Here is a 13,983-nt window from a genome sequence, read left to right on the forward strand (position 1 = left end):
ACAAAATTCCGCACATACGAGAGGAGTTTATAAAACTATGCGCTACGTTATCATAACAGGAACTTCACAAGGTTTAGGTGAGGCAATTGCCGCGCAATTATTAGAAGAAAGCACAACCATCATCTCTATTTCTAGAAGAGAAAATAAAGAGCTTACTAAACTTGCAGAACAATATAACAGCAATTGTATTTTCCATTCCTTAGATCTTCAAGATGTACATCATTTAGAAACTAACTTTAACGAAATCATTTCATCCATTAAAGAAGACAATGTATCTTCTATTCATTTAATTAATAATGCGGGTACAGTTGCACCTATGAAGCCGATTGAAAAAGCAGAAAGCGAACAATTCATTACGAACGTTCACATTAATTTACTTGCCCCTATGATTCTTACATCTATGTTCATGAAACATACGAAAGACTGGAAAGTAGATAAACGCGTTGTAAACATTTCATCTGGTGCAGGAAAAAAACCTTACTTTGGCTGGGGCGCTTATTGTACTACGAAAGCTGGTGTGAATATGTTTACACAATGCGTAGCGACTGAAGAAGAGGAAAAAGAATATCCAGTAAAAATCGTCGCTTTTGCACCTGGTGTTGTGGATACAAATATGCAAGTACAAATTCGTGAAACAAATAAAGAAGACTTCACAAATTTAGACCGATTCATCACACTAAAAGAAGAAGGAAAGCTATTATCACCTGAATATGTGGCAAAAGCTATTCGTAACTTACTAGAAACTGAGAACTTCCCGCAAGGCGAAGTTATTAGAATTGATGAATAATAAAAAGGCGTGCTAAAATAGCACGCCTTTTTATTCTACTTCTCTAAAAATATGAGCACAGACTCCGCAATTTGTTCATAACCAATTTCTTGATAAATTTTATTAGATGTCGGATTGGCTAAATCAGTATATAGTGTAGTCGTCTTGTACCCTTCGTCTAACATACGTTGACTGAGTGCCGCTACACAATTAGATGCGTACCCTTTTTTTCGTGCTTCTTTCGGGGTATAAACGAAATTTACTGTTATATTATTTGTAGTTGGTCTCGTTTTTGCAGCTACAGAAACGAGTTTCCCATCTACTTCTAGACCAAATAGACGATTATTAGTGATTAATGTATGTGCGGTTTGTTCCGCTTCTTCTTTCGTAGTTGGGAGCTTCACATCTTCACAAAATTGATATATCCATTTTTCTATTAATGGCAACTCATCATTAGTTATTTCTCGAAAAATTCCATCCTCGTTCCACTTCTTCTTAATTTGTTGTAATGCATATACACCTTGTTTCATTACAACATTCGTTTTCTTATTTTCTAACACCGCAAGCTCTTCAGCTAATTTCTGTACAATTTCCTTATTACCGATCAATCCAGGAATGTCCGGATATACTTTCGATAACTCTTTTGCAAGTTTCACTATATCTACTTCCGAATTTTCAGAAGTTGCAACAATCATTTGTATCTTCTCTTCTGTTTGAAGAAATACAACTGTAATTTCTTCTCCTCGTTTCGCTACCCCCATAAACGTCGGTTCTTGAGCTACTTGTAATATACCTAACATTAAATTATTTTCCTGCTCATTCTTTTCTAAAAATGGTGTAACATCTTCTTTAAAATGAAGAATCTCTTTATATACGTGTAATTGAATCATCGACAATCTCTTCTCTCCATTTATATTTTAATTAAGTATTGGCGATTAATTCATTAAATCCTTCTTTTACGATTCGATAATATTTGAAACTAATATGTTCAAATTATATTCAGCTCGTAATATTCTCCGTTTTTCCGTTTCAAATCGCTCTTCTTCATTTTTAAATGACTCTTTACGCTTTTGAATCATTCGTTCCATCTCTTTTTTACTCGGTCCTCCGTATACATTTCTTTTTTGAATAAAAGCTTCTGGCGATATAATTTCTTTCCACTCTTTTTCCAATAAATGTATTTTAAATTTTTCTTGTAAGTATATATTTACATCTTTGAAATGTAATTCATGAAGCTCCTTTTTCTGCACCAATGACATATTAGCAATCGTACTTGCTGCATGATGAGCATGCCGAAATGGAATTTTATAGTTTTTTGTTAAAACATCTGCAAAATCAGTTATCGTTATTGCATGTTTATAGGAACGACTTTTTAACGTTTCTTCTTCTACTTTCATCGTTCGAATGACTGCATTCATAATAGAAAATACGCGAATCGTCTTTTCGATTCCTTTATATAAATACGGCTGTAAGTCATCTTCCGTATCGACAATATCCCCAAATGGTGTATTATGAATCATTTGAAATACTGTAAATGCTTCTCCTAAAGCGCTACTCGTAATAGCACGAGCATGCTCAATTGAAACTGGATTTCGTTTTTGTGGCATAATACTACTAATTTGCACATATGGCTTCGCAACAGTAATACCATCATATTCTTTCGTCGCTAATAATAAGAAGTCATGAATCCATCTACTCGTATTTGTCATCATTATCATAAGTAACGAGCTAACATCTAATAAATAATCCGCTCCAGCGACAGCATCATATGAGTTCTCAATTACATTTGTAAATCCAAGTAAATGAGAAACTCGTTCTCGTTTAATCGGAAAACTTGTTGTTGAAAGTGCAGCTGCCCCCATCGGAGACTGATTTAAAATTTGGTACGTTTTTTTCATTCGTTCTAAGTCTCTTTGCATCGTATCATAAATTGCTAACATATAATGACCAAACGTTGTTGGCTGTGCTGGTTGTGTATGTGTATAAGCTGGCATAATTGTTCCCTTATGATCATCAGCAAGTTGCAATATACTTTCTTGCAATAATAAATGGTGTTCCATTAATCGTAATACATATCGTCTTAAGCTCATACGATACATCGTTACTCCCATATCATTTCTACTTCGACCGATATGCATATTACTTACAAAATCACACTTTGCTTCCTGAGAAATTAAATGTTCAACTAAAAAAAAGAGATCTTCATGTTGTTCTGTATATCGCAATTGATCTTTGGGCATTCCTTCTACCTTTTTTAGTGCTTTTAATATAACTGTAGCTTCTTCTTTTTTTATTAAACTTTCTTCAGTCAGCATCATAATATGCGCTTTATGCACTTGAAACATATCTTTTAATAAGTGGTTATACTGAAAATTAAATACATGTTGTAATACACAATCCACATATGTTTTCCCAGGGAAATCAGCGCCTTCATTCTTTATAAATTCTTCTTTACTCTGTTTCATCACCTTTTCCCCTTTCACCTAAGTATTACTACCCATCATACCCAGAGATAGTAAAAAAGTGCTTATACATAAAGTGAAACTTTAATTAGCCCTTACCAATCGGCCTTTTACAGGCAATTGTACTCCCACCTAACTCTCTCGCATTCGCCCAATTTTGAGATGGGAGTCTTACTGTCCACAAATAGCGGGACAAAAATAAACTCGGTGCTTTATGCACCGAGTTTATTTAATAAAAGTCGCATCATACTTATCACTTTGCAACACTTGGAAATGTAAATTTGCTAAATGTTTACGTATTTCTGCACTGTCATCTTCATTTAAATTATTCGCTAAGAATACAATTTCTGTACAGTTCCCGCGCTTATCCATAGCATAAACCGCTTTTGTAACCGTCCATGGCGTATACCCATTCTTTTGTCCTGCGTGTCTGAATGTTTTACGATATTTCTTGGCACTCATATCTGTTTCAACGATACTCGCCCACACTTTTTCTTCAGCTTCTGTCAGGCCACCTTTATGGTTTGCCTTTTGCAGCAATACCATATAATCGTTTGCGGACGCAGCTGGTAATCTATCTGACCAAATTTTATCATAACGTTCCTCTAAATAAAGAGGAATTTCTTTCTGTAATAATGACCCCTTCTTTTTTAAGCGCTCATGAATAATCATCGCATATTCACGATATTGCTCTTGAGTCATTTCTTTTAATTTTTTCTCTATTTTATATTTTGGAACATGTAATTCTTTATGCAAATATCCTGGGATATATAAAGATGAAACAATCGGAAATAGTGGTTGATGTGCAGGGAGCGATAAACTTTGTAAATTTCGATTAATATTATCTAATCCTAACACTTCCATTAAATATTCCGCATTAGCATTCGAACTAAACTTAACCATTCCTTTTGCCACGTCTTCTAAAGTAACGGCTCCTTCAGTTATCTTGCCTGTCTTCTCCAAATACCTTTGCCATCTATCTTGTGCACCACCATCTGTATTCGGTACATAATATCGATTGACATCATTAATTGAAACGAAACTAGCCGGGTCAATTTTCCCTTCTGTAACTTGTTTCGTATATTCAAGCGCCACAATTAATTTCATCGTACTAGCAACTGGCAATACAACATTTGGATTTACAGAATAAACAACTTTATCATTTCTCTTTACTAGAAGCGCACTATTTTTTTCATCTTTATGTTCTTCAATAAAAGATGCAATATACTGTGCATCATCATTATTTGAACTCCATACTTTTTTCACTAAAAAGTTACCCGATATTAGCAAAACGAAAATACCCACAATTACTGCGCATACTATAGTTTTTTTCAAGTAAAATTCCTCTCCTATTGTATAACTCTTCTCTCTATCTTTAAAAAACAAAATAATGGAGATGGTCATTTAAATAACCATCTCCATTATTTTAACTTGTATACTCCTATTATGTCTACGTCATGATTTTCACAAAATCCTCAAGAAATTTTTTATAATGTAATGACCAACCAATTCGTACCCAATTTTTCAAGGCTTTTGCATCAGGTTGAGGACGGAAATCTGCAATACTTTCTCCTTTTGCAATTCCAGCTGTATCTACATCGACACGACGATATACATAATCTAAAAGGGATGGATTTGCCGCAACCATCATTGTAACGACGTCATGTACTGGACTTCCTTTTATTTTCGGATTTAACTTTCTATAAGCTTTATAATAATACGTAAATATCGGCTCGATTAACTTATTAAAACTCGTTTTAGAATGTTTCGTAATATATTTTACCATCTCTGGCGTTATAATTGCCTCGGATGTAACATTAAGCGGCACTAATGTTACATTCTTCGCATTTTGCATAACTAACTGTGACGCAATCGGATCGCCATGAAAATTCGCCTCCGCCACTGGTGTAACATTGCCAGGCATTAAAAAAGCACCGCCCATTATATAATATTCTTTTACATATTTCATCATCGGCTTTTCTAAAATAAACGCTGTCGCTAATGTCGTTGACCTACCAGCATCAACAATGATTAATTCTCCTTTATATTTTTCAAGAATATCGAAAAACTCACAAAAAGGCTTTATATTTGGAGAAAGGTTTTTCGGAGGACGAATTGGCCCTAAACCTTCCGTCCCGTGAATTTCTGGATAATACGTTGTAATATCTCCAGATAAAGGGATTTTCGCACCATTAATAACTGGTATATCTTCCCTACCTGCTAACTGTAATAAATACGCTGCATTACTTGTCGCTTTTTCTTGTGTTACATTCCCATATCCAGTTACTACACCAACAATATCAATATCAGGATGCAACAATCCATACATAATTGCTAAAGAGTCATCTATTCCCGGGTCTCCTAAAAATAACACTTTTTTCATCGACCTCAACTCCATCCCCTCAGTTGTTATTAATTTATGAATAGCCCTACATATACAGAATAAAAAAGATGAAATTTATATAAAAAAAACGCAGTCCTATACGGACTACGTTCTTCATCTAGCCTATGCTGTTTTTTTCACAGCAATCATACTTCCCACTATGTAAGCGATAAACGCAAAGCAAATTGGGAAGACAACTGTATGTATACCGAACGGATTTGGGTAGAAAAGATGAATACACATATATGAGCCTACCCCAACTAAAATGGAAGCAAGCGCTCCAGTTGCATTCCCTTTTCTCCAATATAACCCTAAGACGATCGGCCAAATGAATGCTGCTTCTAATCCACCGAAAGAAAATAAATTTAACCATATTAAAAAATCTGGTGGTTTAATCGCCGCTGCATAAACGAGCAGTCCTACAATACCCGTAATCCACAAACTTCCTTTTTTTATCGTACTGTCTGCTGCATCTTTATTTATGTAATTTACATATATATCTTTAATAATCGATGAACTTACAAGTAACAATAGCGAATTTACTGTAGACATAATCGCTGCCATTGGTGCCGCTAAGAAAACACCAGCTAGCCAAGGCGGCAACACTTCCATCGCGAGTAGCGGCATGACTTTATCTGGTACCGTTATACCAGGAAGTACTACTCGTGCAAATACACCCGTTAAATGCATCCCGATCATAATTGTACCAACGACAACCGTTCCAATGATTAGAGCTTGATGCATAGCTTTTGAATTTTTATAAGACATAGCACGCACACTAATTTGTGGTAAACCGACAACGCCAATTCCAATTAAAATCCAAAACGATGTAACATATGATTTCGTTAAACTACCATCTGCTCCGAATGGTGTAATTAAATTCGGATTGATTTGAACAAGTTCCTGCATAATCTTTTCAATTCCACCACCAGCAATAACAGTAGCAACTAAAATGATTGTCGTTCCAACTAACATAATGATACCTAATAACGTATCTGATAACGCAACTGCGCGGAACCCACCAATTAATACGTACACAAGTACAGAAAAAGTAAATAAAAATAGTGCTGTTGTATAAGATAGACCTGTTAGCGACTCAATTAATCGTCCACCGCCGACCCACTGGGCTACTGTTGCTGAAAATAAAAAGATAATAATACATAACGCCGAAAGTATAACAACCGCTTTATTATTGTATCTTCCTTTTAAATAATCGATAAGCGTAATTGCTTCCATCTTCCTAGCAATAATTGCAAACTTTTTACCGATAACTGTTAAAACGATATACCCTGTTACAACTTGAATCGCAGATAATAATACCCATCCAAGTCCCATATTGTAAGCAATACCAGGGCCACCAATGAAACTACTTGCACTACCGTACGTAGCAATCATTGTCATCGCTAATAATAAACCGCCAAGCTCACGTCCACCAAGAAAATATTCTTGCAAAAATTTATTATGAGCAGTCGCTTGCACGCGTCTTGAAGCATATATACCAATTAAAAATACAACGATAAACGAAATTATCATTGGAATGATTACATACCAATTCATCTATTATTCCTCACTTTTTTCTTCCTCATCGAGTGAAATATCTTGAAATACAAAACGAACAACTAAACTAAGCAAAATAACCATTACGACAAATCCAACAATACAACTATAAAAAAACCATGCTGGAAAACCGAATACATATGTATATTCACTTGGATTTTTACTACCAAGCCCATAAGCAAATCCGTACCATATTATAAAATTGATAATAGCAAGTCCAAGACCAATTAACGCTTCTCTATGGGCGATTCGAAAGCGTGGATCATCATGATAATTCTTCATTTTCTCCCTCCTCTCACGATGTATTATTGTACCATTGTTCTTCTAGTTTTTCCTACTAGAAAGCAAAAACAAGCAGGATTTTTTATAATTATATAGAAGACTCTCTTACATTACATATTTTTTACAATTGTAACACAAATGAAATTTGAATTTTCAGTAATTGTTAATTATGATTTTAATTAGAGGCTTTCCATCTAGTTCCTACATCCTTGATTTCGGAATAAACGCCGTCTCGTACTGCGTTTACATTATATTTTCAAGGGGGTTATACAATGAGTCAACTAGCTGTAAATCTTCATGAAAAGGTAGAAAAGTTTCTTCAAGGCACGAAAAAGTTATATGTGAATGGATCTTTCGTTGAAAGCGCTTCCGGTAAAACGTTTAAAACGCCTAACCCTGCAACTGGCGAAACGCTTGCCATCGTTTCTGAAGCTGGTCGCGAAGATATTCATAAAGCTGTAGTCGCAGCTCGCATGGCTTTTGACGAAGGTCCTTGGTCTCGCATGAGCACTGCTGAACGAAGCCGCCTTATGTACAAGCTTGCCGATTTAATGGAAGAACATAAAGAAGAGCTTGCACAGCTCGAAACGTTAGATAACGGAAAGCCAATCCGTGAAACAATGGCAGCAGACATACCACTTGCAATTGAGCATATGCGCTATTATGCTGGCTGGGCGACGAAAATCGTTGGTCAAACAATTCCTGTTTCCGGTGATTACTTTAACTATACACGCCATGAAGCTGTTGGTGTCGTTGGTCAAATTATCCCTTGGAACTTCCCGCTTCTTATGGCAATGTGGAAAATGGGAGCGGCGCTTGCTACAGGATGTACAATCGTTTTAAAACCTGCAGAACAAACTCCACTATCCGCTCTATACTTAGCTGAATTAATTGAAGAAGCTGGATTCCCGAAAGGTGTTATTAATATCGTTCCTGGATTCGGTGAATCAGCTGGACAAGCTCTCGTTAATCATCCACTCGTTGATAAAATTGCATTTACTGGTTCTACTCCAGTTGGCAAACAAATTATGAGACAAGCATCCGAATCATTAAAACGTGTTACTTTAGAACTTGGTGGTAAATCACCAAATATTATTTTACCAGACGCCGACTTATCTCGCGCTATTCCTGGTGCACTTTCTGGTGTTATGTTTAACCAAGGACAAGTATGCTCTGCTGGATCACGCTTATTTATTCCGAAGAAAATGTATGATAATGTCATGGCTGATCTCGTCCTTTATTCTAAAAAATTAAATCAAGGTGCTGGTCTAAGTCCAGAAACTACAATCGGTCCTCTCGTTTCCGAAGAACAACAAAAACGTGTAATGGGCTTCATTGAAAAAGGGATTGAAGAAGGCGCTGAAGTACTTTGTGGAGGAAGTAATCCATTTGATCAAGGCTACTTCGTTTCTCCTACAGTATTCGCCGACGTCAATGATGAGATGACAATCGCAAAAGAAGAAATTTTCGGTCCAGTTATTTCTGCAATACCGTTTAACGATATTGATGAAGTAATTGAACGTGCGAATAAATCACAATTTGGCTTGGCAGCTGGTGTATGGACAGAAAATGTTAAGACAGCACACTATGTTGCAAGTAAAGTACGCGCAGGTACAGTATGGGTAAACTGTTATAACGTCTTTGATGCAGCATCTCCATTTGGAGGATTTAAACAATCTGGTCTTGGCCGTGAAATGGGATCTTACGCATTAAATAACTATACAGAAGTGAAGAGCGTTTGGTTAAACTTAAATTAAATCGAAAGAACCTGATCCACTCGGTCAGGTTCTTTTCATTATGTATTCCTTTAAACTTGCAGCCCTCCGCTCACATTTAATACTTCCCCTGTAATATAGGATGCGTATTCTGACGCTAAAAAGGCCGCCGCGTTCGCAATATCTTCTGGCGTTCCAATTCTACCAACCGGAATTGCTCCAACCATTTTTTCTTTTACTTTATCTGGTATTGTTTTTGTCATATCCGTATCCATAAATCCTGGACAAATTGCATTACAAGTAATACCGAAGCTTCCAACTTCTTTCGCTGCTGTTTTCGTTAAACCGACAACGCCAGCTTTCGTTGCCGCATAATTTGCTTGTCCAATATTCCCTTCTCTACTTATTGAAGAAATATTAATAATGCGCCCATATTGTTGTTGTCTCATATAAAGAAGAGCTGGCTGCATACAATAAAAAACGCCAGTTAAGTTTACTTGTAATACTTGTTCCCAAGCTGATTTCTCCATTTTATGTAACATTGCATCTTTTGTAATTCCAGCGTTATTTACTAAAATATGCAGTGTCCCAAATTTTTGAACTGCATACTCAATTAATGATTTCGCTTCATTTTGATTACTTACATCACATCGATATAAGCTTACTTCATATCCTTCGTCCGATAATTCACGTGTCGTTTTTTGTAGTTTTTCTTCATTTACATCACTAATTAAAACTTTAGCCCCAAGCCTAGCAAAAACTCGTGCAATTTCTTTTCCAATTCCTTGGGCGCCACCTGTTACAACAGCTGTTTTCCCATTTAAAAATCCCATCCCTATCCCCCATTTCTATTACTTATACTGTATATTTCGGCTTTTTGCTTTCCAAATCCTCTTTGTATAAAAAAGTCTATTTGTGTCAAACTAACTTTGCAACGTCGCATAAAGTGAAACTTTAATCAGTGGGAAGTTTGTTCATCCCCCACTGATTATCAGCCCTCACCAATCGGGCATTTACGGGCAGTTAATCTCCCACCTAGCTTCTTTGTTCCATCTGAATTTTGAGGTGGGAGTTTTACTACCCGCTATGCGGGATAAAGTGCAAGGAGATTGTGTCGAATGAACAAAAAAAATTTCAAACAAAGCAAAGCCACTGATGGTATTGATGTTGAGTTCTCTCGTGAACTCGCTGACCACAACGACTTAGAAGCAAACGCACGTGCAAATGCCGCTGATGCACGTCAAAAACGCCAGTCAACAGAAAAATAAGGGGAAATCATAACCTTATTCTTTTCAACAGGGACCTACTACCCAACAAAATAAACCGAGAAACATCTCTCGGTTTATTTTTTATATTTTTTTGCATAATGCGCCAAAGTAAGTAACGGATATATATGAGCGTAGCTATGGTAATGAATATAAAACCCACCTGGTAAAGCTGTTCCAGTAGGATATTTTTCATTTACATAAGGATTCGCAAGCAAATATGAAATACCTTTTCGAATAGCTGGTGTTTCTTTATCATAGTAAGAAATAAGAGCATCTAAAGCCCATGCTGTTTGCGATGGTGTACTAAATGGTAAAGTAGCAAATCTTTTTTCCACACTACTTTGACAAGATTCTCCCCAGCCACCATCTTCATGCTGTATATGTTCAAGCCATAAAGTTGCTCGTTTTAAAGAAGGGTGAGCAGAAGTAATTCCTAACGCCCGTAAGCCAGTCATCACTGCCCATGTACCATATATATAACAAATGCCCCATTTTCCATACCACGATCCATTTTCCTCCTGTTCATTCATTAACCAGTTGATTGCACTTTGTTTTTGTTTCTCGGGCAATTCATTTTGCGTATATGTCCCGAAAAACTCTAACACTCTGCCTGTAATATCTGGTGTAGAAGGATCCGTAATCATATCGCTTGCGTTTTCGATTGGTAAATTCGCTAATAACTTGCTTGTCACGCCTTTTTCAAATGCTCCCCAACCACCATCATTATTTTGTAATCCTTTAATCCAATTCGTCCCTTTCTTCCAAGCATCATCCACATTTCCGTTCCCTCTACTTTGTGCCAATGCTCTTAACACAGCTGTTGTATCATCAACATCAGGAACTGTCGTATTCACATCAGAAAAACCCCAACCGCCCGGAATAAGCGCGGGCGCATGCACACTCCAATCAGCTTTTTTCTTATGTTGTTTTTTTAATAAATATGCTGACGCATTTTGAATCATTTTACTTTCTTTCGAAACACGAGCCTCTTGCAACGCATAACTAAGTAATGCTGTATCCCATACAGTTGACGGGGAATTTTGTAAATGGTTCCCTCTTTCCATCTTCCATATATAAGATGTTATCCCCGTTATAGCCTTTTGAATCATTGGCGATTGAATAGAATGTCCTAGCGCAAGTAAAGCATAAATCATATAAAACGAAGCACTTGCGTAACTATATAACGTCCCATTCTCATCGATACGCTCTTTCATAAAACGTTCTACTTCCTCATTTCCTTTATGATGTAAGGAAAGCGGATAAGATATAATTTGTTTCACATTACCTAATAATGTTTGAAACATTGGAGATTGGTCCTCCCGAAACCATTCTCCGCCCCCGCCCGCAATATGATTTAAATTAGGCAGTAACTTTTTCACTACACGAAACCTTTTATTTAAACACAACATCATCGGAATTAAATGGATACGTGCCGAACTACTTAATTCAAATATACTGAGTGGGGAATCATTTTGCAGAAACATAATCGGTGTTGGCAAATGAAAGAGCGAAGGATATTCATACTCTCCATGAATTGCTAATAAAAACTTCGTCATAAAATGAGCACGCGCCACTCCCCCACGTTCTGTAATAAACATTTCCGCTCGCTTCATATTCGCATCTTCTTTTGTATACTTTTTCGAAGCAAGTAGGGCAGCATAAGATTGAATGGTAGCAGATAAATTGCCCCCCATTTCATCATCATACAATTTCCATGTCCCTTCATTCGTTTGGAGTGAAGCTAATCTTTTTACAAATGGTTCTACCTCTTTATCTCTACCTAATAATTTTAATAAAAATATCATATGGCAATCAGTTAATGGTGCTCCTTCAAAACAGAATCTCCACGTACCATCTTGCCTTTGCATCGTTTGAAGTGCAGTTGTCCTTCTCGCTATTTCTTCATGCACTTTTCCATATAATAACAAGGCATTCACCTACCCTTTCGAAATCCGTATAACGATATTCAAAAAAGCAACCGAATATGTGTAAAAACAAAGAAAAGCAGAACACATATTATGTTCTGCTCATAAGCAATATCCCACTCCGACAATAACCCCTAATAAAGCACCGACTACTACTTCATACGGTGTATGTCCGACAAGCTCATTTAACTTCTTATATTCTGTTTGTTTACCATGAAAAAATTCATTCAATATTTTCGCCTGTTTACTTACCGCAAGCCTTACTCCTGAAGCGTCATACATAACAATGATTGCAAAGATTGCAGCCACTGCAAATATGGTACTTTCCACACCTTCCACAACTCCAACACCTGTCGCAAGCGCTGTAACAGTTGAAGCATGAGAACTTGGCATCCCACCTGAAGCAAAAAATTTTGCAAAATCAAATTCACCCGTTTTAACTAATTTAAAGACTACTTTTGTTAACTGTGCTATAAACCACGAAATTACAGCAGCCATCAGCGGATCATTATGTAAAATTGTTTCCATGTTCTCAGCTCCCTACTAGCTATAATGGAAATTCTATATAGTATCAGTATAAAGAAAAATGCGTAGAAAATACTACGCATTATGATACTTTTGCTGATTTATTTTTTATAAATTTCGGTTGTTTCTGCACTAAAAATTTTGTCTTCGCTATTGAAAATACAAATAAAGCAACCCATATACAGAAAAATGCCATCATATGAGTAGTTGTAAAATGTTCACCAAATACAAATACACCTAAAATTAAACTAATCGTTGGCGCAATATATTGTAAAAAGCCTACCATATAAAGCGGAATAAGTTGTGCTCCTTTTGCAAAATAAAATAGTGGTAGCGCTGTAACAATACCTGCTCCTATTAAAAGTAACGTCGATAGCATTGAAATAGCTCCAAATGAACCGAAACCATGTACCCCTGTCATAACGAGATAAATGAACGCAAACGGCGTCACTAACATCGTTTCCATCGTAAGCCCAATCGTCGCATCATAGTTTAACAATTTTTTTGTTAATCCGTATAATCCAAATGAAAAGGCAAGTGATAAAGAAACCCACGGGATAGCCCCGAAACGTACTGTTAAAATGATAACCCCTACTCCAGCTAAACCTACTGCAACATATTGCCAAAAGTTTAACTTTTCCTTTAATACGACTGTACCAAGTAAAATACTAATAAGTGGATTAATATAATACCCAAGACTCGCTTCAATGACATGATTATGATTAACGGCCCATATGTAGACAAACCAGTTCCCACTAATCAAAATTGAAGCAATTGTTAATGACATTAATAATTTAGGTCGTTTAAAAAGATTCACAAATTCCCCAATAAACTGGCGAAACCTCTTCGTAACAGCTAATACGATTAACATAAAAACGAACGCCCAAACAATGCGGTGTGCTAATATTTCATCTGCTGGAACTTCCTCAACCCATTTCCAATAAATCGGTAGGATTCCCCACATCGTATAAGCACCAGCCGCATATATAATCCCTTTTTTTTGCTGTGCTGATTGACTCCCCATCTTCCTTTTTCTCCTCTTCTCATTTTTTCTCCATTATACGGTTTCTTATGCTCACTTTACCAATAATCAATCTGTA

13 protein-coding genes are annotated in these 13,983 nt (G+C 36.4%); 3 read left to right on the plus strand and 10 right to left on the minus strand.

Translation table 11 applies throughout. From position 1 onward, the window contains the following. The first annotated feature begins 37 nt into the window (after positions 1-37). Positions 38-787, plus strand: a complete 750-nt coding sequence (locus F0362_RS17245) for a (S)-benzoin forming benzil reductase (protein ID WP_001271043.1) — start codon at positions 38-40, stop codon at positions 785-787. A 35-nt stretch (positions 788-822) separates the two neighbouring features. On the opposite strand, the gene F0362_RS17250 is transcribed toward F0362_RS17245, so the two are convergent. From F0362_RS17250 to F0362_RS17275, 6 genes are all read right to left on the minus strand, one after another. Then, the gene (locus tag F0362_RS17250) at positions 823-1,662 is read right to left on the minus strand and encodes a GNAT family N-acetyltransferase (RefSeq protein ID WP_002093485.1); all 840 of its coding nucleotides are present in this window, start codon (positions 1,660-1,662) and stop codon (positions 823-825) included. A 60-nt stretch (positions 1,663-1,722) separates the two neighbouring features. Then, a complete protein-coding gene (gene argH / locus F0362_RS17255; protein WP_000813956.1) occupies positions 1,723-3,231 on the minus strand; it encodes an argininosuccinate lyase in 1,509 nt (502 codons plus the stop codon). A 222-nt stretch (positions 3,232-3,453) separates the two neighbouring features. After that, positions 3,454-4,563 carry a serine hydrolase gene (locus F0362_RS17260; RefSeq protein ID WP_000751360.1) on the minus strand — a complete coding sequence of 370 codons (1,110 nt, stop codon included), beginning with the start codon at positions 4,561-4,563 and terminating at the stop codon, positions 3,454-3,456. 115 nt (positions 4,564-4,678) lie between these two features. Beyond that, entirely contained in the window at positions 4,679-5,626 is a 948-nt protein-coding gene (locus tag F0362_RS17265) for a nucleoside hydrolase (protein ID WP_073990662.1), read from the minus strand. Positions 5,627-5,734: 108 nt separating this feature from the next. Then, positions 5,735-7,168, minus strand: a complete 1,434-nt coding sequence (gene panF / locus F0362_RS17270; protein WP_001104810.1) for a sodium/pantothenate symporter — start codon at positions 7,166-7,168, stop codon at positions 5,735-5,737. 3 nt (positions 7,169-7,171) lie between these two features. Further along, positions 7,172-7,450 carry a YhdT family protein gene (locus tag F0362_RS17275; protein ID WP_000800723.1) on the minus strand — a complete coding sequence of 93 codons (279 nt, stop codon included), beginning with the start codon at positions 7,448-7,450 and terminating at the stop codon, positions 7,172-7,174. 272 nt (positions 7,451-7,722) lie between these two features. On the opposite strand from F0362_RS17275, the gene dhaS reads away from it, so the two are divergent. After that, the gene (gene dhaS, locus F0362_RS17280; protein WP_000080298.1) at positions 7,723-9,207 is read left to right on the plus strand and encodes an aldehyde dehydrogenase DhaS; all 1,485 of its coding nucleotides are present in this window, start codon (positions 7,723-7,725) and stop codon (positions 9,205-9,207) included. A gap of 50 nt (positions 9,208-9,257) precedes the next feature. Here dhaS and fabG read toward each other — a convergent pair whose 3' ends face one another. Continuing rightward, the gene (gene fabG / locus F0362_RS17285) at positions 9,258-9,998 is read right to left on the minus strand and encodes a 3-oxoacyl-ACP reductase FabG (RefSeq protein WP_000506443.1); all 741 of its coding nucleotides are present in this window, start codon (positions 9,996-9,998) and stop codon (positions 9,258-9,260) included. Positions 9,999-10,283: 285 nt separating this feature from the next. Between fabG and F0362_RS17290 the strand changes: the two genes are divergently transcribed. Continuing rightward, on the plus strand, positions 10,284-10,433 hold the full coding sequence (locus F0362_RS17290; RefSeq protein WP_001035815.1) for a YfhD family protein: 150 nt from the start codon (positions 10,284-10,286) through the stop codon (positions 10,431-10,433). Positions 10,434-10,507: 74 nt separating this feature from the next. On the opposite strand, the gene F0362_RS17295 is transcribed toward F0362_RS17290, so the two are convergent. The 3 genes from F0362_RS17295 to rarD all read right to left on the minus strand — a co-directional run bounded on the left by F0362_RS17295 (position 10,508) and on the right by rarD (position 13,907). After that, positions 10,508-12,361 (minus strand): terpene cyclase/mutase family protein, encoded by a 1,854-nt coding sequence (locus F0362_RS17295; RefSeq protein ID WP_000928185.1) that lies wholly within the window; start codon positions 12,359-12,361, stop codon positions 10,508-10,510. A gap of 99 nt (positions 12,362-12,460) precedes the next feature. Further along, on the minus strand, positions 12,461-12,886 hold the full coding sequence (locus F0362_RS17300) for a divergent PAP2 family protein (RefSeq protein ID WP_000447810.1): 426 nt from the start codon (positions 12,884-12,886) through the stop codon (positions 12,461-12,463). Between the two features lie 79 nt (positions 12,887-12,965). After that, on the minus strand, positions 12,966-13,907 hold the full coding sequence (gene rarD / locus F0362_RS17305; RefSeq protein ID WP_000535544.1) for an EamA family transporter RarD: 942 nt from the start codon (positions 13,905-13,907) through the stop codon (positions 12,966-12,968). Positions 13,908-13,983 lie beyond the last annotated feature (76 nt).

Source organism: Bacillus sp. BS98 (assembly GCF_008432245.1).
GTDB classification, from domain to species: Bacteria; Bacillota; Bacilli; order Bacillales; family Bacillaceae_G; genus Bacillus_A; species Bacillus_A toyonensis.